General features: G+C 71.4%; 21 protein-coding genes. 8 read left to right on the forward strand and 13 right to left on the reverse strand.

Annotation, left to right across the window (positions count from 1 at the left end; genetic code table 11):
* Positions 1-80 precede the first annotated feature (80 nt).
* The 3 genes from ACZ4WS_RS13735 to pdhA are packed head-to-tail and all read right to left on the reverse strand — an operon-like array spanning position 81 to position 3,834.
* Positions 81-1,664 carry a dihydrolipoamide acetyltransferase family protein gene (locus ACZ4WS_RS13735; RefSeq protein WP_467980115.1) on the reverse strand — a complete coding sequence of 528 codons (1,584 nt, stop codon included), beginning with the start codon at positions 1,662-1,664 and terminating at the stop codon, positions 81-83.
* Positions 1,664-2,668: an alpha-ketoacid dehydrogenase subunit beta gene (locus tag ACZ4WS_RS13740; protein WP_467980116.1), complete on the reverse strand. Its 1,005-nt coding sequence runs from the start codon at positions 2,666-2,668 to the stop codon at positions 1,664-1,666. The genes ACZ4WS_RS13735 and ACZ4WS_RS13740 overlap by 1 nt, the downstream gene beginning before the upstream one ends.
* A complete protein-coding gene (gene pdhA / locus ACZ4WS_RS13745) occupies positions 2,665-3,834 on the reverse strand; it encodes a pyruvate dehydrogenase (acetyl-transferring) E1 component subunit alpha (protein WP_467980118.1) in 1,170 nt (389 codons plus the stop codon). Before pdhA ends, ACZ4WS_RS13740 begins: the two co-directional genes overlap by 4 nt.
* A gap of 174 nt (positions 3,835-4,008) precedes the next feature.
* Between pdhA and ACZ4WS_RS13750 the strand changes: the two genes are divergently transcribed.
* Entirely contained in the window at positions 4,009-4,509 is a 501-nt protein-coding gene (locus ACZ4WS_RS13750) for an Lrp/AsnC family transcriptional regulator (RefSeq protein WP_467980120.1), read from the forward strand.
* Positions 4,510-4,556: 47 nt separating this feature from the next.
* Here the strand turns inward: ACZ4WS_RS13750 and ACZ4WS_RS13755 are convergent, their stop codons facing one another.
* Entirely contained in the window at positions 4,557-5,147 is a 591-nt protein-coding gene (locus tag ACZ4WS_RS13755; RefSeq protein WP_467980121.1) for a TetR/AcrR family transcriptional regulator, read from the reverse strand.
* The gene (locus ACZ4WS_RS13760; protein WP_467980123.1) at positions 5,144-6,658 is read right to left on the reverse strand and encodes a 3-hydroxyacyl-CoA dehydrogenase; all 1,515 of its coding nucleotides are present in this window, start codon (positions 6,656-6,658) and stop codon (positions 5,144-5,146) included. The genes ACZ4WS_RS13755 and ACZ4WS_RS13760 overlap by 4 nt, the downstream gene beginning before the upstream one ends.
* Before the next feature lie 148 nt (positions 6,659-6,806).
* On the opposite strand from ACZ4WS_RS13760, the gene paaN reads away from it, so the two are divergent.
* Positions 6,807-8,498 carry a phenylacetic acid degradation protein PaaN gene (gene paaN, locus ACZ4WS_RS13765; RefSeq protein WP_467980124.1) on the forward strand — a complete coding sequence of 564 codons (1,692 nt, stop codon included), beginning with the start codon at positions 6,807-6,809 and terminating at the stop codon, positions 8,496-8,498.
* 4 nt (positions 8,499-8,502) lie between these two features.
* Here paaN and ACZ4WS_RS13770 read toward each other — a convergent pair whose 3' ends face one another.
* Genes ACZ4WS_RS13770 through ACZ4WS_RS13780 form a run of 3 tightly spaced genes read right to left on the reverse strand, consistent with a single transcriptional unit; the run spans position 8,503 to position 11,473 of the window.
* Positions 8,503-9,291, reverse strand: a complete 789-nt coding sequence (locus ACZ4WS_RS13770) for a TrmH family RNA methyltransferase (RefSeq protein WP_467980126.1) — start codon at positions 9,289-9,291, stop codon at positions 8,503-8,505.
* Positions 9,288-10,520 (reverse strand): HTTM domain-containing protein, encoded by a 1,233-nt coding sequence (locus ACZ4WS_RS13775; RefSeq protein WP_467980127.1) that lies wholly within the window; start codon positions 10,518-10,520, stop codon positions 9,288-9,290. Before ACZ4WS_RS13775 ends, ACZ4WS_RS13770 begins: the two co-directional genes overlap by 4 nt.
* A complete protein-coding gene (locus tag ACZ4WS_RS13780) occupies positions 10,517-11,473 on the reverse strand; it encodes a DUF5819 family protein (protein WP_467980525.1) in 957 nt (318 codons plus the stop codon). Before ACZ4WS_RS13780 ends, ACZ4WS_RS13775 begins: the two co-directional genes overlap by 4 nt.
* A 264-nt stretch (positions 11,474-11,737) precedes the next feature.
* Here ACZ4WS_RS13780 and paaA point away from each other — a divergent pair, with 264 nt between their 5' ends.
* The 6 genes from paaA to ACZ4WS_RS13810 all read left to right on the forward strand — a co-directional run bounded on the left by paaA (position 11,738) and on the right by ACZ4WS_RS13810 (position 16,694).
* Positions 11,738-12,745, forward strand: coding sequence for a 1,2-phenylacetyl-CoA epoxidase subunit PaaA (gene paaA, locus ACZ4WS_RS13785; protein ID WP_467980129.1), 1,008 nt, complete (start codon positions 11,738-11,740; stop codon positions 12,743-12,745).
* Positions 12,742-13,029: a 1,2-phenylacetyl-CoA epoxidase subunit PaaB gene (paaB, locus tag ACZ4WS_RS13790; RefSeq protein WP_451146419.1), complete on the forward strand. Its 288-nt coding sequence runs from the start codon at positions 12,742-12,744 to the stop codon at positions 13,027-13,029. Before paaA ends, paaB begins: the two co-directional genes overlap by 4 nt.
* Positions 13,026-13,769 (forward strand): 1,2-phenylacetyl-CoA epoxidase subunit PaaC, encoded by a 744-nt coding sequence (gene paaC / locus ACZ4WS_RS13795; RefSeq protein WP_467980131.1) that lies wholly within the window; start codon positions 13,026-13,028, stop codon positions 13,767-13,769. Before paaB ends, paaC begins: the two co-directional genes overlap by 4 nt.
* Positions 13,766-14,317 carry a 1,2-phenylacetyl-CoA epoxidase subunit PaaD gene (gene paaD / locus ACZ4WS_RS13800; protein WP_467980527.1) on the forward strand — a complete coding sequence of 184 codons (552 nt, stop codon included), beginning with the start codon at positions 13,766-13,768 and terminating at the stop codon, positions 14,315-14,317. The genes paaC and paaD overlap by 4 nt, the downstream gene beginning before the upstream one ends.
* Positions 14,317-15,381, forward strand: coding sequence for a 2Fe-2S iron-sulfur cluster-binding protein (locus ACZ4WS_RS13805; RefSeq protein WP_467980133.1), 1,065 nt, complete (start codon positions 14,317-14,319; stop codon positions 15,379-15,381). Before paaD ends, ACZ4WS_RS13805 begins: the two co-directional genes overlap by 1 nt.
* A 161-nt stretch (positions 15,382-15,542) precedes the next feature.
* Positions 15,543-16,694, forward strand: a complete 1,152-nt coding sequence (locus tag ACZ4WS_RS13810) for an acyl-CoA dehydrogenase family protein (RefSeq protein ID WP_467980135.1) — start codon at positions 15,543-15,545, stop codon at positions 16,692-16,694.
* 67 nt (positions 16,695-16,761) lie between these two features.
* Here the strand turns inward: ACZ4WS_RS13810 and ACZ4WS_RS13815 are convergent, their stop codons facing one another.
* The 5 genes from ACZ4WS_RS13815 to ACZ4WS_RS13835 all read right to left on the reverse strand — a co-directional run bounded on the left by ACZ4WS_RS13815 (position 16,762) and on the right by ACZ4WS_RS13835 (position 20,636).
* The gene (locus tag ACZ4WS_RS13815) at positions 16,762-17,091 is read right to left on the reverse strand and encodes a rhodanese-like domain-containing protein (RefSeq protein ID WP_467980529.1); all 330 of its coding nucleotides are present in this window, start codon (positions 17,089-17,091) and stop codon (positions 16,762-16,764) included.
* Positions 17,092-17,180: 89 nt separating this feature from the next.
* Positions 17,181-18,128 (reverse strand): hypothetical protein, encoded by a 948-nt coding sequence (locus tag ACZ4WS_RS13820; RefSeq protein ID WP_467980137.1) that lies wholly within the window; start codon positions 18,126-18,128, stop codon positions 17,181-17,183.
* Between the two features lie 134 nt (positions 18,129-18,262).
* Entirely contained in the window at positions 18,263-18,733 is a 471-nt protein-coding gene (locus ACZ4WS_RS13825) for a GNAT family N-acetyltransferase (protein WP_467980138.1), read from the reverse strand.
* Positions 18,734-18,755: 22 nt separating this feature from the next.
* Positions 18,756-19,142 carry a hypothetical protein gene (locus ACZ4WS_RS13830; RefSeq protein WP_467980140.1) on the reverse strand — a complete coding sequence of 129 codons (387 nt, stop codon included), beginning with the start codon at positions 19,140-19,142 and terminating at the stop codon, positions 18,756-18,758.
* A 72-nt stretch (positions 19,143-19,214) separates the two neighbouring features.
* Positions 19,215-20,636, reverse strand: coding sequence for a DUF2252 domain-containing protein (locus ACZ4WS_RS13835; RefSeq protein ID WP_467980142.1), 1,422 nt, complete (start codon positions 20,634-20,636; stop codon positions 19,215-19,217).
* Positions 20,637-20,667 lie beyond the last annotated feature (31 nt).

Below are 20,667 nucleotides of genomic sequence, written 5' to 3' on the forward strand. Positions count from 1 at the left end.
GTCATCCCCCGAGTATGGGCGCCCGAAGGATCATTGCCACCCCCGTGCACACCATGTGGACGGGGATGACCGCGCCGGGGCTACAAGCTCCGCAGCAGCACCGTCGGCTGTTCCACGCAGTCCGCCACATAGCGCAGGAAGCCGCCCGCCGTGCCGCCGTCGCACACCCGGTGGTCGAAGGTGAGCGAGAGCTGGACGACCTTCCGCACCGCCAGCTCGCCCTCGTGCACCCAGGGCTTGGGGACGATCCGGCCGACGCCCAGCATGGCCGCCTCGGGGTGGTTGATGATCGGCGTGGAGCCGTCGACCCCGAACACCCCGTAGTTGTTCAACGTGAAGGTGCCGCCCGTGAGTTCCGCGGGCGTCAGCGTCCCGGTCCGCGCCACCTCCGTCAGCCGGGCGAACTCCGCGCTCAACGACTCCGCGTCCCGCACGTGCGCGTCCCGCACGACGGGTACGACCAGCCCCCGTTCCGTCTGGGCGGCGAAGCCCAGGTGTACCTGGTCCAGCCGGACGACCTCGCGGGCCTCCATGTCGACCGTCGAGTTGAGCTCCGGGTAGCGGGCCAGCGCGGCGGTGCAGATCCGGGCGAGCAGCGCGAGCAGGGAGATCTTCGGGCCGCCGGTGGAATTCATCGCCACGCGCGCGTGCATGAGTTCCGTCGCGTCGGCGTCCACCCAGCAGGTCGCGTCGGGTATCTCGCGACGGCTGCGGGAGAGCTTGTCGGCAACAGCACCCCGAACGCCCCGGAGGGGGATGCGGGTGCCCTGCGGGGCGGCGCCGCCTCGGAAGGCCTCGGCCCCGGCGAGCGCGAACGAGGCCGATCCCGCCCCTTGGCCGACGACCGGAGCCGTGAGGGGCTCCGCGGAAGCGGGCGTCCGGACCCGGCCGGCGGCTGCCGCACGCAGTGCGTACTCGACATCCGCCCGCAGGATCAGCCCGTCGGGCCCCGAGCCCTCCAACTCCCGCAGATCCAGGCCGTTCTCACGGGCGAGCCGTCGTACGAGCGGTGAAATGACCGGCACGGGGCCGTCGCCGCGCACCGCCGCGCCGCCGTGCACCACCGAGACGCCGTGATGGCCGCCGGCCGGGCGGCCCCGGTCATCGGCGACGGAGCCGTACCGGGCATCGGCGACCGCGCGGTCCCCGTCGCCGGAAGGCACGGCGAGGGGTTGCCCGGACCGTCCAGGCCCAAGTCCCCGCGCCGCGGCGCCCGCCGCGGCGCCCGCGTCCGCCGAGGTCCCCGATTGGAGGTTCGGCGGTGTGCTCGCCGGAGCATCCGGCGAGCGCCCACCCGCAGCGCCCGCCCTGCCCGTTCCGGCCGGAGGCCGGACTCTCCGCCGTCGCGCCGGCGGCGCCCCCGTGCCATAACCCACGAGCACGTTGCCGGATCCTTCGTCCTCGCCGCCGGAGGCCGCTTCGCCCACCGCGACGGTCAACAGCGGGGCCCCCACGGGCAGCTCCGCGCCCTCCTCGCCGAAGCGGGCGGTGACCACACCCCCGTAGGGGCAGGGGACCTCGACCATCGCCTTGGCGGTCTCGACCTCGACGACCGGCTGGTCGACGGCGACGACGTCACCGACCTCCACCAGCCAGCGGACGATCTCCGCCTCGGTGAGTCCCTCCCCCAGATCGGGGAGCTTGAACTCCAGCACTTGGGCCATCAGCTCTCCGCCTCCCACTGCAAGCGCCCCACGGCGTCCAGAATCCGGTCCACGCCGGGCAGATGGTGCCGCTCCAGCATCGGCGGCGGGTACGGGATGTCGAACCCGGCCACGCGCAGCACCGGCGCCTCCAGGTGGTGGAAGCAGCGCTCGGTCACGCGGGCCGCGATCTCCCCGCCCGGGCCGCCGAAACCGCCCGACTCGTGCACGACGACCGCGCGCCCGGTCCACCGTACGGACGCGCTCACCGTCTCGTCGTCGAACGGCACCAGGGAGCGCAGGTCGACGACTTCGAGGTCCCAGCCCTCGGCCCGCGCCGCCTCGGCGGCTTCGAGGCAGACGGGCACGGACGGCCCGTACGTGATGAGCGTGGCGCTCCGGCCCGAGCGCCGCACCACCGCGCGGCCTATCGGTTCAACGGCCGGCGGCTCGTCCGGGTTCCAGGAATCCTTCGACCAGTAAAGCCGCTTGGGCTCCAGGAAGACGACCGGGTCGTCGGAGGCGATCGCGGCGCGCAGCAGCCCGTACGCGTCGGGGACCGTCGCGGGCGTGACGACATGGAGCCCCGGAGTCGCCATGTAGTACGCCTCAGAGGAGTCGCTGTGGTGCTCGACGCCGCCGATGCCACCGCCGTACGGGACCCGGATGGTGATCGGCAGCGGCATCGCGCCCCGGGTGCGGTTGCGCATCCGGGCGACATGGCTGATCAGCTGCTCGAACGCCGGGTAGGCGAAGGCGTCGAACTGCATCTCCACGACCGGCCGCAGCCCGTACATGGCCATGCCGACGGCCGTCCCGAGGATGCCCGCCTCGGCGAGCGGCGTGTCCGTGCAGCGGTCCTCGCCGAACTCCTTGGCGAGCCCGTCGGTGACCCGGAAGACGCCGCCGAGGGTGCCGACGTCCTCGCCCATGACATGGACGGTCGGGTCGGCTGCCATGGCGTCGCGCAGCGCGCGCCCGAGGGCCTGCGCCATGGTGGCGGGTTTGAGAGCGACGGTGGTCATCGCCCGGCTCCTTCCGGCCCGTGATGGTGCGGGCCGTCCGCCGCGGCGACCTCCGCGTCCAGCTCCGCCCGCAACTGGGTCTCCTGCTCCAGCAGTTGGGTGGTGGGCTGGGCATACACATGGGCGAACAGATCCATGGGGTCGAGCACCGGGTCCTGGTTCATGCGCTCGCGCAGGTCCGCGGCCATCGTCTCGGCGTCCTCGCGCGCGGCCCGTATGCCTTCGTCGTCGAGCAGGCCGCGTTCGGTCAACTCGTGCTCCAGGAGGGCGATCGGGTCGTGTGCGCGCCAGGTCTCGACCTCGGCGTCGCCGCGGTAGCGGGTGGCGTCGTCGGCGTTGGTGTGGGCGTCGATGCGGTACGTGACGGCCTCGACGAGCGTCGGACCGCCCCCCGCGCGCGCGTGCCGGATGGCTTCGCTCAGGACCTGGTGCACGGCGGCCGCGTCGTTGCCGTCCACCAGCCGGCCGGGCATCCCGTAGCCCACGGCCTTGTGGGCCAGCGAGGGGGCAGCGGTCTGCTTGGCGAGCGGGACGGAGATGGCGAAGCCGTTGTTCTGGACGAGGAAGACGACGGGGGCCTGCCACACGGCGGCGAAGTTCAGTGCCTCGTGGAAGTCGCCCTCGCTGGTGCCGCCGTCGCCGACCAGGGCGAGCGCGACCACGTCGTCGCCCTTGAGGCGGGCGGCGTGCGCGAGGCCCACGGCGTGCGGGAGCTGGGTCGCGAGGGGGGTGCACAGCGGCGCGATGCGGTGCTCGCGGGGGTCGTACCCGGTGTGCCAGTCGCCGCGCAGCAGGGTGAGCGCCTGGACGGGGTCGAGGCCGCGGGCGACGGCCGCGAGCGTGTCGCGGTAGCTGGGAAAGAGCCAGTCGCGCTCCTCCAGGACGAGCGCCGCGGCGACCTCGCAGGCCTCCTGGCCGGTGCTGGAGGGGTAGACGGCGAGACGGCCCTGCTTGGTGAGGGCCGTGGCCTGCGTGTTGTAGCGGCGGCCGCGCACCAGCTCGGCGTACAGACGGCGCAGCAGTCCCGGGTCGACCTGCGCGGCTGCCTCGGTGCCGAGGACGCGGTACGGCAGAGCGTCGGGCAGCAGCGGCGCGGGGTCGGTGCGGGGCTGCCAGGCGGGCGGCGGTGTAGGCCGGTAAGCGCCTCGCTGCTCCATGACCGTCATGACGGCACCTCCTCGTGGGAGCGGCTTCAGGCGCGTCACGGTTGTGATGCGCCTCACCTACCGATTGTTCGGTCGTCGGCACATTTTGGCTACAGGCACCGCCAGGCTGTGGACAAACGGTTCTCCACAGCCTGAGATGGACGCAGTACGTCCATGGTAGGGAGGCGGGGGGACATGGCACCTGAACAAATGGCCGAGCCACCGGAGGCCGGCACCGCCCAGCCGCCCGCCCGCCCGCTCGACGCCATCGATCAGGACATCCTGCAGATGCTCCAGGCGGACGGCCGTGCCTCGATACGCTCCGTGGCCGAACGGGTCCATGTGTCACGGGCCAACGCCTACGCGCGTATCAACCGCCTCATCGAGGACGGCGTGATCCGCGGCTTCGGGGCGCGCGTCGACCACGAGCGCGCCGGGCAGGGCACCTCGGCGTACATCACCCTCAAGATCGTGCAGAACTCCTGGCGCACGGTGCGCGAGCAGCTGAGGTTGCTCCCCGGGGCCTCCCACATCGCGCTGGTGGGCGGCGACTTCGACGTCCTGCTCCTTGTGCACACGCCGGACAACAGAGCGCTGCGCGAGCTGGTACTCACCCGCCTCCAGGCGATCCCGCAGGTGCTGAGCACGCGGACGCTGCTGGTCTTCGAGGAGGAGGACCTGGAGCCGGAGGGCTAGAGGCGTTACGCGCCGGGTGCCCAGCTTTCTTTCTGGGGCGGCCGGCTTCAGCTCTCCGCCCTGAGCCCTCCGAAAACCAACTGTGCCACCGCGTCGGCCACTTCCCGCTCGCCCATGCCCCGCCCGTCCGGCCGGTACCACTCCACGATCGAGTTGATCATCCCGAAGACCAGCCGGGTCGCGAGCCGGACCTCCACGTCGCCGCGTACGTCCCCATCGGCGGCCGCCGCCTTCAGGAGCTCGGCCACCTGGTGGTCGAAGTCGCGGCGGCGCTCCAGGGCCCAGCGCTCGGTGTCCGTGTTGCCGCGCACCCGCAGTAGCAGCGTCACGTACGGCAGCTCGGCGGTGAGCACCTCGACCATGCGCCGTACGACGTACTCCAGGCGCTCCACGGCGCGCCCCACGCGCGCGTGCTCCTCGTCGAGGATCGCGAAGAGGCCGTCGAGCGCCCGGCTCACGGCGCGGCGCAGCAGCTCCTCCTTGCCCGCGACGTGGTGGTATATCGACGATTTTGAGATACCGGCCGCCTTGGAGAGGTGCTCCATGGAGGTGCCGTCGTAGCCGCGTTCGTTGAAGACCTGGACGGCGACGGAGAGCAGGGTCTCCGGGGTGTACGTGTCGCGCTTGGCGGTGGTCATGAGGTGCCCTCCCGCTTCTCGGATGCGTACGCGTGGCGGTAGAGCGCGAGTGAGGGCGCATAGCGTCCGGAGGGGTCGCGCAGGTGCAGATCGTCCAGGAGGGAGTACGACCAGTTCCTGCCGAGCCTGCGGCTCCATTCGAAGGGCCCCAGGGGGTAGTTGACGCCGAGGCGCATCGCCGTGTCGATGTCCTCCTCGGTGGCCACTCCCTTGGCGACGGCGTCGTGCGCCAGGTCGACGATCCGGGCCACGGTCCGGGCGACGATCATGCCGGGGGCGTCCCCGATGACGCTGACGTCCTTGCCGAGCGCCTGGAAGAGGCCGATGGCCTCGGAGAGCGTCTGGGCAGCGGTGTCCTGGGAGGCCGACAGGGCGATGCGGGTCGCCTTCCGGTAGTCGAGTGCCAGGTCGAAGTAGACGACGTCGCGGAACTCGACGGAGGTCTGGCCGTCGGCGAGGACGAGCTGGCCGCCGCTGGGCAGCACCATCCGGGTGCCGTGGTCCTCCTCGTCCTCACGGACCTGGATGCCCGCCTCACGGATCAGGGCGAGCAGTTCGGAGGCCGGACCCAGATCGCCCTCGGCGACGACGTACGCGGGCGCCTGCGCCTTCTCCGCGGTGTGCGGCTCGGAACGCTCCGCGTCGTCCCCGTGGTCGTACCAGCCATGTCCCGTCTTGCGGCCCAGCCGGCCGGACTCGACGAGCCGCCGCTGGGCGAGCGAGGGCGTGAAGCGCACGTCCTGGAAGAAGGCCTGCCACACGGAGTGCGTGACGGACTCGTTGACGTCCTGCCCGATCAGGTCGGTCAGCTCGAAGGCGCCCATCCTGAAGCCGCCGGATTCGCGCAGGATCGCGTCGATGGTGGCGGGGTCGGCGGCCTGGGCCTCGTACGCCGCGAAGGCCTCGGCGTAGAAGGGCCGCGCGATGCGGTTGACGATGAAGCCCGGGGTGTCGGCGCAGGCGACCGGAGTCTTCCCCCAGGAGCGCGCCGTCTCGTACGCGCGCGTGGCGTACGAGACGTCGGTCGCGAACCCGGAGACGACCTCCACGAGGGGCAGCAGCGGCGCCGGGTTGAAGAAGTGCAGCCCGACGAGACGGCCGGGGTTGCTCAGGGCGCCGCCGATGGCCGTGACGGACAGGGAGGAGGTGTTGGTGGCGAGCAGACAGTCGGCATCGACGATGCCCTCGAGATCGCGGAAGAGCTGCTGCTTCGCATCGAGTTGTTCGAGCACCGCCTCGATGACGAGCACGCAGTCCGCGAGGTCCTCCAGGCTGCCGGCCGCTTGCAGCCGGTCGCGCGCGGCGTCCCGGTCGGCGGCGGTGAGCCGGTCCTTCTCGACGAGCCGGTCGAGGCGGGCGCCGATCGCTTCGGCCGCCGCGTCGGCACGGCCCGGAACGGCGTCGTAGAGCCGCACGAGGTGGCCCGCGACCAGCGCGACCTGGGCGATGCCCTGGCCCATGGTGCCGGTGCCGACGACGGCCACGGGGCTGCTGAGGTCGAGTGCTGTCATGTGCGCGATCCTCCCGCACGGGGTTTTCCACAGATGCGGCGGACCCCCTTGTCCCGACCGATCGTTCGGTTACTCTAACTCTGACTGCCCGTTCCTGCCCAGCTCGCGAGCGCAATGAAGCGTTCTTGAGACGAGGAGTTGGTCCCTGATGGCCGCCGAACTCGCCGCGCACCAGCTGATCGCCCAGCACCGGCCCACCCTGGACCAGGCGCTGGAAGCGATCCGCACGCGCGCGTACTGGTCCCCCCACCCCGAGCACCCCAAGGCCTACGGCGAGAACGGCAGCCTGGGCATGGCTGAGGGCAAGGCCGCCTTCGACGCCCTCCTGGGTACCCGTCTCGACCTCGGCCAGCCCGGCACCGACGACTGGGTGGGCGGCGAAGTCTCGCCGTACGGGATCGAACTGGGAGTCACGTACCCGCACGCGGACGTCGACACGCTGCTGCCCGCCATGCGCGCCGGACAGCGTGCCTGGCGTGACGCGGGCGCGGAGATCCGCGCCGTGGTCTGTCTGGAGATCCTCAAGCGGATCAGCGACCGCACGCACGAGTTCGCGCACGCGGTCATGCACACCAGCGGCCAGGCCTTCATGATGGCCTTCCAGGCGGGCGGCCCGCACGCGCAGGACCGCGGCCTGGAGGCGGTGGCGTACGCGTATGTGGAGCAGGTCCGCACCCCGGACAACGCCGAGTGGACCAAGCCCCAGGGCAAGAAAGACCCGCTCGCGCTGACCAAGCAGTTCACGCCCGTGCCGCGCGGCATCGCCCTGCTCATCGGCTGCAACACCTTCCCGACGTGGAACGGCTACTCGGGCCTGTTCGCCTCCCTGGCCACCGGCAACGCGGTGCTCGTCAAGCCCCACCCGCGCGCGGTGCTGCCGCTCGCGCTCACCGTGCAGGTCGCCCGCGAGGTGCTCACCGAGGCGGGCTTCGACCCGAACCTGGTGGCGCTGGCCGCCGAGCGCCCCGGAGAGGGCATCGCCAAGACCCTGGCCGTACGGCCCGAGATCCGGATCATCGACTACACGGGCTCGACGGCCTTCGGCGACTGGCTGGAGACCAATGCCCGCCAGGCCCAGGTCTTCACGGAGAAGGCCGGCGTCAACACGGTGATCGTGGAGTCGACCGACAACTACAAGGGCATGCTCTCGAACCTGGCCTTCTCGCTGTCCCTGTACAGCGGCCAGATGTGCACCACCCCGCAGAACCTCCTCATTCCGCGTGAGGGCATCCGTACGGAGGAGGGTCCGCGGACCTTCGACGAGGTGGTCGCGGACCTCGCGAAGTCGGTCGGCGGCCTCCTCGGGGACGACGCCCGCGCGAACGCGCTGCTCGGCGCCATCGTCAACCCGGACGTGAAGGCCCGCCTGGAGGCCGCCGCCGGCCTCGGCGAAGTCGCCCTCCCCTCACGGGAGATCAGCAACCCGGAATTCCCGGACGCCGTGGTCCGTACGCCGGTGATCGTGAAGCTGGACGGTGCCAAGCCGGACGACGAAGCGGCCTACATGAGCGAGTGCTTCGGGCCGGTCTCCTTCGCCGTCGCCGTCGACTCGGCCGCGGACGCCGTGGAGCTGCTGCGCCGCACCATCAGGGACAAGGGCGCGATGACGGTCGGCGCGTACACCGCCGACGACGAGGTCGAGCGGACCGTGCAGGAGGCCTGCCTGGAGGAGTGCGCCCAGCTCTCCCTGAACCTCACGGGCGGGGTGTACGTCAACCAGACCGCGGCCTTCTCCGACTTCCACGGCTCGGGCGGCAACCCGGCGGCCAACTCGGCGCTGTGCGACGGAGCGTTCGTGGCGAACCGCTTCCGGGTGGTGGAGGTACGCCGCGAGGCATAAGCGGCTACGCCGGTGCGCCCCCGGTCGCGCTCCAGTGGAACAGCGTCATGGCCACACTGGTCGCGAGGTTGTAGCTGGAGACCTGGGGGCGCATCGGCAGGGACACCAGGTGGTCGGCGCGCGCCCGGAGCTCGGCGGACAGTCCGCTGCGCTCGGAGCCGAAGGCGAGCACGGCGTCGTCCGGAAGCTTCAGCCCGCGGATGTCCTCGCCCTCAGGGTCGAGGGCGAACACCGGGCCCGGCGGCAGCTCGTCCACGGTCAGCCGCTCCACGGCGGTCGCGAAGTGCAGGCCCGCCCCGGAGCGTACGACGGTGGGGTGCCAGGGGTCGAGCGTGCCCGTGGTGACCACACCGGTCGCGCCGAAGCCCGCCGCCAGCCGGATCACGGCACCGGCGTTCCCCAGGTTGCGCGGATGGTCGAGGACGACCACCGGCGCGGTGCGGGGCGTGCGGGCCAGCGTCCGCAGATTGGCGTCGCGAGAGGGACGTACCGCCAGAGCGGCCACCGCGGTGGGGTGCGGACGCGGGACGAGAGACTCGTACGTGGCCTGCGGGACCTCCACCAGGAGGCCGTCCAGTGTGTCGCGTACGTCCGGGGCGAGCTCGTCGGCGAGAGCGAGCGCCGCCCGCCGGTCGCTGGTGACCGCCACCGGGACCTCGGCCTGGAAGCGCACCGCATGCTTGAGGGCGTGGAAGCCGTCGAGCAGGACGGAGCCGTCGACGAGCCGGCGCCAGGCCTGTACGGCGTGCGCGCCGCTCTCGTCGTCCGGCGTACGGGCGTCCGTCTCGTTCATGCCGTGAAGCCTACGTGCGTCTGCTCGGGCTGCTCCGGGGTGCGCGCCTGCTGCTTGCGCGGGCCCGGCACCGTACGGCCGCCGCCCGAAATCAGCCTTCCACGCGCGCTTGCCGCCCATCCGCCGAGGCGGCGCAGGAAGGACGTCGGCAGGAACACGGCGTCGGCGGCGATCATCGCGAGCGAGAAGAACGGCAGCCCGAGGACCACCGCGATCACCGCGTGCTCGGTCATCATGGCCGCCAGCAGGACGTTCTTGACCCGCCGGTTGAACAGGGTGAAGGGGAAGGCGACCTGCACGGCGACCGTCCCGTACGTCACCAGCATCACCGTCGTGCCATGCGCGGACAGCAGGTCGGACAGGGCGGGCCAGGGCGAGAAATAGTCGAGGTGGAGCGGGTAGTAGACCGCGGTGCCGTCCTGCCAGCGCGAGCCCTGGATCTTGTACCAGCCGGCGGTCGCGTAGATCAGACACGCCTCGGCCATGATCACGAACAGCGCGGCGTTGTGCACGAGGTTGCCGACGACGTCCAGCAGGATCCGCGGCTCCGCGGTGCGCGCGCGGTGGCTGACGACCCACCACAGGGCCTGCACCGCCCACAGCCCCCAGAAGATCGTGAGCCAGCCACCCATCCAGCCGTCGTCGATCTTTCCCGCGACCGTCGCCGCGGCCAGTGCGAGTCCGAGCACACCCCACAGAGCGGGCCCCACCCGATCGGGCCCTGCCCGCTCGCCACGCGCGCGTGCCTCCCGCGCGAGCCGTGTCCGCCGCGCGTCCAGCGACCACACCTGGCCGCAGCGCGTGCACACCAGGTAGATCGCCATCAGGTGGATGACGTTGTCGCCGCCGTCCCCCATGAAGATGCTGCGGTTCTGCAGCGAGAGCACTCCGATCATGAAGAGGACGGACATCGTGCGGGTCCGCCAGCCCACGAGCAGCAGAGCGCTCGACAGAACGGCGAGGGCGTAGACGCTCTCGAACCACACCTGGCTGTCGGACCACATCAACGCCGTGAATGCGTGGTTGGTCGCGATGAGCTGCTGGGCGAGGTCCCAGCTCCACGGTCCGTCGGGCCCGTACATCTCCTGGCGGTGCGGGAACTCGCGCAACAGGAACAGCAGCCAGGTGACGGAGAAGCCGATGCGGATCACCGCGGTCTGATAAGGGCCGAGGGCCGCCTCGGTGACCCGGGTGATGCCGCGCGAGACGGACAGGGCGAACCGGCTCATCGGGCACTCGCCTCCGTCAGCTCGGCCGACGGCTCGCCCGCCGGCACGGCCCACCAGGGCAGCTCGCGGAGCATGGGCTTGTCGGACACCTGCTCCTCGCTCCACTTGGGGGGCGGCACGTTGGTCGTACGGGAGCGGACCTGGACCCGTTCGACGACGGCGCCCGCGCCGCCCGCGTGCTCACGGTCGAGGCGCAGCACGACGACGCGGCGCAGATAGCGTTCGGAGAGGTCGCCGCGCAGGCCCGCGGGGCGATTCTGGGTGTCGTGCGTGCCGATGTAGAAGTCCCAGGCGCGGCGCAGTTCGTTCTGCTGGGTGTGGCTCGGCAGCAGGTTGCCGTCGATGGCCTGGCCGTCGAGCGCCGACAGGTCGTACCAGCCGGTCTCACTGCTGGTGCCGTCCGTGGTGCGGACCAGGGCGCGGACCTGTATCGCGATGTTCTGCTGGAGCGGGTTCGGCGCGAAGAGCTTCCAGTTCTGCTCGAACTCGGGGTAGACCCACTCGTCGATCGCCCGGCCGTGCTGCTTGGTGACCGTGTTCGAGGGCGCGACATGCAGGAACACCATGCCGAGGTGCACACAGGCGGCGACCCCGACGACCGCGAGAGCGAGTGCGGCGGCGATCTGGTGGCGGAGCGGGAGGGCGGCGATACCGGCGGGGGCGGGGGGCTCGGCGGGGAGCGACCCCGGCGCGGCGGCCGGGGGCTCGGCGGTGGGCCACTCGGGCGCGGGCTCCTGGCCCGCCGGCTCCTGGTCGGCGGGCGCTTCGTGCACCGGGCCGTCGGGCGCTGGGCCGTCGGGCACGTTGGGGACGTCAGGCGCGTTGGGCTTGTCGCGGGCGTCCGGGGTGCGGGTTGCGTTGGGTGCGTTGGGCATGTCGGGCCCGGCGGACGCGGGACCGTCAGGCCCGTCCGGCCGGTGCCCGGCGCTCGAGCCCTCGTCGTACGCGTCCATTCCGCCCCGATTCACGTTCCCGATTCCCCTGCCCGCCGCCTGGTCGCGGGGCACCGTACCGCCCGCGTGCCCCGCACAACGGCGTCCGCACGGGAACGGTACTCAGGCCCGACGGCCCGGCACAGCCCCATGGGTCACAACGGTCACAACAGCGGCCCAGAGGTTATCCACAGCGGTTGACACCTTACGGCGCTCGACCCACCATTGAATCGAGCGAACCGAACGATCGGTCGGTTGGTCGGGAGAGAGGTCAAGGGGGACCGCATGGCGACAGCAGCAGCGCACCACACGGCCCGCGCGCAGGCGGACGGTGCGGACGGCGCCGCGGACGAAGCGGCGCGCACGGCGGCGTACGAGGCCGTCTTCGACGCCGCAGTGGCGGCCGACGAGCGCATCGAGCCCCGCGACTGGATGCCCGACGCCTACCGCTCCACGCTGGTCCGGCAGATCGCGCAGCACGCCCACTCCGAGATCATCGGCATGCAGCCGGAGGCGAACTGGATCACGCGCGCCCCGTCGCTGCGCCGCAAGGCGATCCTGATGGCCAAGGTCCAGGACGAGGCCGGGCACGGGCTGTATCTGTACAGCGCGGCCGAGACCCTCGGCACCGGCCGCGACGAGCTGCTCGACAAGCTGCACACCGGCCGCCAGAAGTACTCGTCGATCTTCAACTACCCCACGCTGACCTGGGCGGACGTCGGTGCCATCGGCTGGCTCGTGGACGGCGCCGCGATCACCAACCAGGTCCCCCTGTGCCGCTGCTCGTACGGGCCCTACGCGCGCGCGATGGTGCGCGTCTGCAAGGAGGAGTCCTTCCATCAGCGCCAGGGGTACGAGCTGCTGCTGGCCCTCAGCCGCGGCACCCCCGAGCAGCACGAGATGGCGCAGGACGCGGTGAACCGCTGGTGGTGGCCCTCCCTGATGATGTTCGGCCCGCCCGACGACGAGTCCTCGCACTCCGCACAGTCGATGGCCTGGAAGATCAAGCGCCACTCGAACGACGAGCTGCGCCAGCGTTTCGTGGACATCTGCGTGCCGCAGGCCGAGTCCCTCGGCCTGACCCTGCCGGACCCGGACCTGGTGTGGAACGAGGAGCGCGGGCACCACGACTTCGGCGCGATCGACTGGACGGAGTTCTGGGACGTCCTCAAGGGCAACGGCCCCTGCAACGAACAGCGCATAACGCAGCGCAGGCGCGCGCACGAAGGGGGCGCGTGGGTACGGGAGGCGGCCGCGGCGTACGCGGACAAGAACGGGAAGGCGCGAGCATGACGACCAACGACTGGCCCCTGTGGGAGGTCTTCGTGCGCTCGCGCCGCGGCCTCTCGCACACCCACGCCGGCAGCCTGCACGCCCCGGACGCCGAGCTGGCCCTGCGCAACGCGCGCGATCTGTACACGCGCCGCGGCGAGGGCGTCTCGATCTGGGTCGTCCCGTCCACCGCCATCACGGCCTCCTCGCCCGACGAGAAGGACCCGTTCTTCGAACCGGCCGCGGACAAGCCGTACCGGCACCCCACGTTCTACGAGATCCCGGAAGGGGTGAAGCACCTGTGACGAAGCCATCCACGACGCCCGCGCTGTCCGAGACGGCCACCGCCGCCGCCCTGGCCCTCGGCGACGACGCCCTGGTGCTCTCGCACCGCCTGGGGGAGTGGGCGGGCCACGCGCCCGTCCTCGAAGAGGAAGTCGCCCTGGCCAATATCGCGCTGGACCTGCTGGGCCAGGCCCGGGTGCTGCTGTCCCTGGCCGGTGACGAGGATGAGCTGGCGTATCTCCGCGAAGAGCGCGCCTTCCGCAACCTCCAGCTCGTCGAGCAGCCGAACGGCGACTTCGCGCACACGATCGTCCGCCAGCTGTATTTCTCCACCTACCAGCGGCTCCTGTACGCGCAACTGGCCGCCGGGGACGGCGCTTTCGCCCCGCTCGCGGCGAAAGCCGTCAAGGAAGTCACCTACCACCAGGATCACGCCGAACAGTGGACGCTGCGGCTCGGCGACGGCACGGACGTCAGCCATGAGCGGATGCGCCAGGCGTGCGAGGCGCTGTGGCGGTTCACGGGCGAGATGTTCCAGCCGGTCGACGGCGCGGACGTCGACTGGGAGGCGATCAGGGCCGGTTGGCTGGCGTCCGTGACCGATGTACTGCGTCGGGCCACCCTGGAGGTCCCGGAGGGTGCGCAGTCCGGGGCCTGGACCGCGGGCGCCGGACGCCAGGGACTGCACACCGAACCGTTCGGGCGGATGCTCGCCGAGATGCAGCATCTGCACCGCAGTCATCCGGGGGCGTCATGGTGACGACGACCACCGCCCTTGAGGAGGAACTGCGCAGGCTGGCCGGGTCCGTGCCCGATCCCGAGCTGCCCGTGCTCACCCTGGAGGAGCTGGGCGTGCTGCGCGCAGTGCATGTCCGCGACGCGGACTCCGTCGAGGTCGAGCTGACCCCGACGTACACGGGCTGCCCGGCCATCGAGGCGATGTCCATGGACATCGAGCGGGTGCTGCACGAGCACGGCGTACGGGAGGTTTCTGTCCGTACGGTGCTCAGCCCCGCCTGGTCGACGGACGACATCTCGGACGAAGGCCGCCGCAAGCTGCGGGAGTTCGGGATAGCGCCGCCGCGCAGACAGGACATCTCCGGTCCGGTCGCGGTGGAGCTCGGCCCCACACGTACGGCCATCGCCGAAACGGCGCATACGGCCACTGCCGAGACGGAGTCCGTGCGCTGTCCGCACTGCGGGTCCGCCGACACCGAACTGCTCAGCCGCTTCTCGTCCACGGCGTGCAAGGCCCTGCGGCGCTGTCTGTCCTGCCGTGAACCGTTCGACCACTTCAAGGAGTTGTGATGGCCCGCTTCCACCCGCTCCCGGTGGCCGCGGTCGACCGGCTCACCGACGACTCCGTGGCCCTGACCCTCGCCGTGCCGCCCGCACTACGAGCGGAGTACCGGCACGCACCGGGCCAGCACCTCGCGCTGCGCCGCACGGTCGACGGCACGGAGATACGGCGTACGTACTCGATCTGCTCACCGGCGCCCGCACCCGGCGACGGGGGCCCGGAGACGCTGCGGGTCGGGGTGCGCCTGGTCGACGGCGGCGCGTTCTCGACGTACGCGCTCAAGGAGATCGCCGTCGGCGACGAGGTGGAGGTGATGACACCGGCGGGACGGTTCACGCTCGAACCGACGGCCGGGCTGTACGCCGCGGTGGTGGGCGGCAGCGGGATCACCCCGGTGCTGTCGATCGCCTCGACACTGCTGGCACGGGAGCCTGCGGCGAGGTTCTGTCTCATACGCAGTGACCGGACGTCCGCCTCGACGATGTTCCTGGAGGAGGTCGCCGACCTCAAGGACCGCTTTCCCGAACGGTTCCAGTTGGTGACGGTGCTCTCCCGGGAGGAGCAGCAGGCGGGGCTGCCGTCCGGGCGGCTCGACCAGGAGCGGCTCACCGGGCTGCTTCCGGCGTTGCTGCCCGTGGACCGGGTGGCGGGGTGGTTCCTGTGCGGGCCGATGGGTCTGGTGCAGGGGGCGGAGCGGGCGCTGCGCGGGCTCGGGGTGGAGCGGACGCGTATCCACGAGGAGATATTCCACGTGGACCCGGGCGCCGCACCGGCGAGCGCGACCCCGGCTCCCGCTCACAGCACGGTGACCGCCCGGCTCGACGGCCGCGGCGGGACCTGGCCCGTCCAGGACGGCGAGTCGCTCCTGGAGGCGGTGCTGCGCAACCGGCCCGACGCTCCCTACGCCTGCAAGGGCGGCGTCTGCGGGACCTGTCGTGCCTTCCTGGTCTCGGGCGAGGTGCGGATGGATCGCAACTTCGCGTTGGAGCCGGAGGAGACGGAGGCGGGGTATGTGCTGGCCTGTCAGTCGCATCCGGCCACGGAGAAGGTGGAGTTGGACTTCGACCGGTAGGTCTTGGCGCACGGCTCCCCGCATCCACCGTTCACGCGTTCACCGTTCCTGACGCACCGTTCCCTTCTTGTAGAACCTGTTCTATCTTGACGCTCCGTCAGACCTGGAGATCCGGAGAGCCGGACTCCGGTCGGTTGGCCGGCGCATGGGAGGACAGGACCGTGGACTTCACCTTCACCGAGGAGCAGCAGGCGGCGGTCGAGGCGGCGAAGGCGGTGTTCGCCGGGGTCGCGCCGGACGGGGTGCCCAGCCCCGCGCTCACCGCGGGCGCCGTCGCCGATGACTTCGACCGGGCGCTGTGGGCGAAGCTCGCCGACACGGACCTGTTGAGCCTGCTGCTGGATCCGGAGTACGGCGGGGCGGGCCTTGACGCCGTCGCGCTGTGCCTGGTGCTGCGCGAGTCGGCGAAGGTACTGGCGCGGGTGCCGCTGCTGGAGAGCAGTGCGGCGGCGCTGGCCGTGCAGACGTACGGCGGCGCGGAGTTGAAGGCGGAGCTGCTCGCGCGGGCGGGCCGGGGCGAGCTCGTACTGACCGTCGCCGCCAACGGCCGGACCGGCCATGACCCTGCCGAACTCGCCGTGACCGCACGGCAGGACGGTCAGGGCGGTCAGGGCGGTGACGTGTGGGTGCTGGACGGGGTGCAGACGGTGGTTCCGTGGGCGCACAACGCCGACTTCACCGTCGTACCCGCGCACACGGATGCCGACCGGGCCGTCCTCGCTCTCGTTCCCCGCGTCCATGAGGGGGTCGTACTCGCCGAACAGATCTCCACCAGCGGGGAGCGGCTCGGCGAGCTGCGCCTGGAGTCCGCGCGGATCCCCGCCCGGGATGTCATCGACGCCGAGGGGGCGTGGGAGTGGCTGCGCGAGCTGCTGGCCACCGGGACATGTGCGCTGGCGCTCGGGCTCGGGGAGGGCGTGCTCGGGATGACGAGTGAGTACACCAGCAAGCGGGAGCAGTTCGGGTTCCCGGTCGCCACGTTCCAGGCGGTCGCCGTACAGGCCGCCGACCGTTACATAGACCTGCGCGCGATGGAGGCGACGCTCTGGCAGGCCGCGTGGCGGATCAGTACGGGGGCGGGGGGTGCGCTTCCGGCGTCCGGGGACGTGGCCGTCGCCAAGATCTGGGCGTCGGAGGGGGTACGACGGGTCGTGCAGACCGCGCAGCATCTGCACGGGGGCTTCGGCGCCGACACCGACTATCCGCTGCACCGATACCACGCCTGGGCCAAGCAGCTGGAACTGTCGCTCGGACCGGCGGCCGCGCACGAAGAGGCACTGGGGGATCTGCTCGCGGCGCATCCGCTGGGATGAACGCCGCGCGAGAGGGGGGCGCCGAGCCCACGTCACGGTCACGCGGCGCCACCCCGGTCACCGGGACCTACAGCACGAAGCCCGGCTGGCCCTTGTCGTCCACGACCGGGCGGCCTGCGGCTGCCCAGACCTGCATGCCGCCATCTACGTTCACAGCGTCGATGCCCTGCTGGACCAGGTACATCGTGACCTGGGCGGAACGGCCTCCCGAGCGGCAGATCACGTGGACCCGGCCGTCCTGCGGGGCCGCCTCGGTCAACTCTCCGTAGCGGGCGACGAACTCACTGATGGGGATGTGAAGCGCCGCCTCGGCATGACCTGCCTCCCACTCGTCGTCCTCTCGGACGTCCAGCAGGAAATCTCCGTCCGCGAGATCCCCGATCTCGACCGTGGGCACACCAGCTCCGAAACTCATGCCTCCGACGCTACCTGACCGCGCCGACAACCCGATCGCCCTTCGAGGAGCTCAGGCCCCCTTCAGGGAGCTCAGGAAGCCTCACCGATCAGCTCCGCCAGCTCCGCCTCGCGCTCGCCGACCTGGGCCAGCAGCTGTTCGGCGATCTCCTCCAGGAGGCGGTCGGGGTCGTCCGGGGCCAGCTTGAGCATCGCGCCAATGGCGCTCTCCTCCAGTTCGCGGGCGACGAAGGTGAGCATTTCCTTGCGCTGGGCGAGCCATTCGAGGCGGGCGTAGAGCTCCTCGCTGCGGCTCGGCTTCCACTCCTCGGGCACGGGACCCGCGGCCCACTCCTCGGAGAGCTCCAGCAGCAGTGCCTCGTCGCCCCGGCCGTAGGCGGCGTTGACCCGGGCGATGAAATCGTCGCGCCGCTTGCGCTCGTCATCGTCCTGCGCCAGGTCGGGGTGGGCCTTGCGGACCAGGTCGCGGTAGAGCTTGCGGGCCTCCTCGCTGGGGCGCACCCGTTGCGGGGGCCGTACGGGCTGGTCCGTCAGCATCGCCACGGCCTCCGGGAACAGACCCTCGGAATCCATCCAGCCGTGGAACAGCTCCTCGACCCCCGGCATGGGCATGACCCGGGCGCGCGCCTCGTTCGCTTTGCGCACGTCCTCCGGGTCACCGGTGCGAGCGGCCCGCGCCTCGGCGATCTCGGCGTCCAGCTCGTCGAGCCGGGAGTACATCGGGCCGAGTCGCTGGTGATGCAGGCGCGAGAAGTTGTCGACCTCGACGCGGAAGGTCTCCACGGCGATCTCGAACTCGATCAACGCCTGCTCGGCCGCCCGCACGGCCCGCTCCAACCGCTCCTCGGGCCGCGCCGCCCCCTCGGCGCCCACCTGCGAGGACGCGTCACTCTCGGGCGCCGCCTGCAAGGACTCCGCCGTGGTGGACTCGTCCGTTTCGCCCCCCAAGGCACCGGACTGCTCCCGTGCCCCCTCAGCGGTGGGCTCGGACTGGCTCTGCTCGGCTTCCGGCGTCGTCACCCGTCCAGCCTAGGCCACGGTTCAGTGCCACCCGCGGCCTTCCCCGCCCAGATACCGCCTTCCCGGCCCCGATGCCGCGTTCCTCGCCCCGATGCCGCCCTCGTCGACGCAGGGCCTGGCCGGTGCATCACGATCTAGCGCAACTCCAGCGCCCCTACCGTCTGGTCCTCGCTCTTCTCTCCGGTCGGCCGGAACCCGAGCCCCAGGTAGAAGCGCTCCGGGCCGCTCTCGCCCGGGTGCCAGGTGGTCGTGAGGCGCGTGCCGCCCCGGTGCCGGATTTCGGCGGCCACGGACTCGACCGCGAAGCGGCCGTATCCCCTGCCCTGTTCTCCGGCCGCGATGTTCAGGCGCCACAGGCCGGAGCGGAGGTCGTTGCCCTTGCCGTCCCCGGTCCAGTCGATGTCGAAGAAGGCCATGAGGAACCCGACGGTCCGGTCCCCGTCGAGGATGAGGCGGGGCCAGGCTATGCCGGGATACACGTATGCCTCGGCCAACGACTTCACGACCGGCGCGACCAAATGCTCCTGGTTCGGGCGGACCTTCAGACCTGTCGCGGCGTCGACGTTGCTGGGGGTGATCTTCTCCAGGCGGAGTGAGGGCGTCATACCCGCACGGTAAAGGGGTGGATCAAGCGAATTTCGGTGCTGGGGACTTCCTCTGCGTCATGGCGGTAGTGCGGTGCAAGGGGACCAGTGACGCGACGACGAACAGGCCGAAGAGGGTGATGGGCAGCAGCCCGACAGGACGCAGCAGCGCCGCAGGATCGTTCTCCAGCCACTTCCAGTTACCGATCCAGTTCGCGGAGACGTCCAGCACCATCACACCGCTCGCCAGCCAGACCCCTTGGCGTCGCACGAGCGCCACCAGCACGACGACCAGCGGATCAAGGACCGCCAAGCTGATGAAGAACGCCCGGATGGAAACCTGCGGGAACGACGCGTAGGCGTGGATCCCGCCGTGGACCAGGTCAAGAAAGTGAGCGCAGGCGCCTTCGAGGAAGCCGATCAAGTACACCGCGAGAACCCATCTCGCCCACAACGGCTGCCCGCCCCAGCGTTCCCGCAGCTGAACCCCCGTCCCCTCCCCTCACACTCCGAGCTCCGCAGCCACCCGTCCCTCCCGCACGGCCCCCACCAGCTCCGCATGGTCCGCCTCGGTGCGGTCCGCGTACGTCACGGCGAACGAGGCGACGGACTCGTCCAGTTCCTCGCTCTTGCCGCAGTACCCGGCGATGAGGCGCGGGTCGGCGCTGTGGGCGTGGGCGCGGGCCAGGAGGGCACCGGTCATGCGGGCGTAGTCGTCGATCTGGTCGGCGGCGAGGGCGGCGGGGTCGACACTGCCCTTGCGGTTGCGGAACTGGCGTACCTGGAAGGGGCGTCCGTCGACCGAGGTCCAGCCCAGCAGGATGTCGCTGACGACCTGCATGCGCTTCTGGCCGAGGACCACGCGGCGGCCCTCGTGCGGCACGTCGGGTATCGCATGGCCGGCCGTCGCCAGGTGCGGGAGCAGCGCCGAGGCGCGGGCCTCCTTCACCTGGAGGACGAGGGGCTCGCCGCGGTGGTCCAGAAGCAGGACGACGTACGAGCGGGTGCCCACGCTGCCGGTGCCGACGACGCGGAAGGCGACGTCGTGCACCGCGTACCGGGCGAGGAGGGGGAGGCGGTCCTCGGACAGCGTCGTCAGGTAGTCCTCCAGCGACGCCGCGACCGCCGCCGCCTCCGCGTCGGGTATGCGGCGCAGTACCGGCGGCGCGTCCACGAACCGGCGCCCGCCGCCCTCCACCGCCTCCGTCGACTTCGCCGCGAACCGCCCGCTGGTGTTGGCCCGCGCCTTCTCGGAGACCCGCTCCAGGGTGCCGAGGAGGTCGTGGGCGTCGGTGTGCGAGACCAGTTCCTCGTCCGCGATCGCGTTCCACGCGTCCAGCGCCGGCAGCTTGGCCAGCAGGCGCATGGTGCGGCGGTAGGCGCCCACCGTGTCGTGCGCGGCGTCCCGGCATGTGTCCTCGTCCGCCCCGGCCTCCCGGCCCGCAAGGACGAGTGAGGTGGCGAGCCGCTTGAGGTCCCACTCCCAGGGGCCGTGCACCGTCTCGTCGAAGTCGTTCAGATCGATGACGAGGCCGCCGCGCACGTCCCCGTACAGGCCGAAGTTCGCCGCGTGCGCGTCACCGCATATCTGGGCGCTGACGCCGGTCACGGGGGTGCGCGCGAGGTCGTACGCCATGAGGCCCGCCGAACCACGCAGGAAGGCGAAGGGCGTGGCCGCCATCCTGCCGACCCGGATCGGGGTGAGCTCCGGGATCCGGCCGAGGTTGGACTCCTGCACCGCGGTCACGGCGTCCGGCCGGCCGGTGTCCGCCATCAGCTCGGTGTGCGCGGTGCGCGGCACGCTCGCGCGCAGGGCCTTGCCCTCTTCCTTCGGCGAGCCCTGAGCGGGCCATGCCGCGAATCCTCGTACCCCGAAAGTCCTGGGCGTCTGTTGCTCCGGAACCGCTGTACCGAGCTCGGTCACTCCGACCGCCTCCCCCGCGCACGAACATCAA

This window comes from Streptomyces sp. NPDC029292 (genome assembly GCF_055569295.1).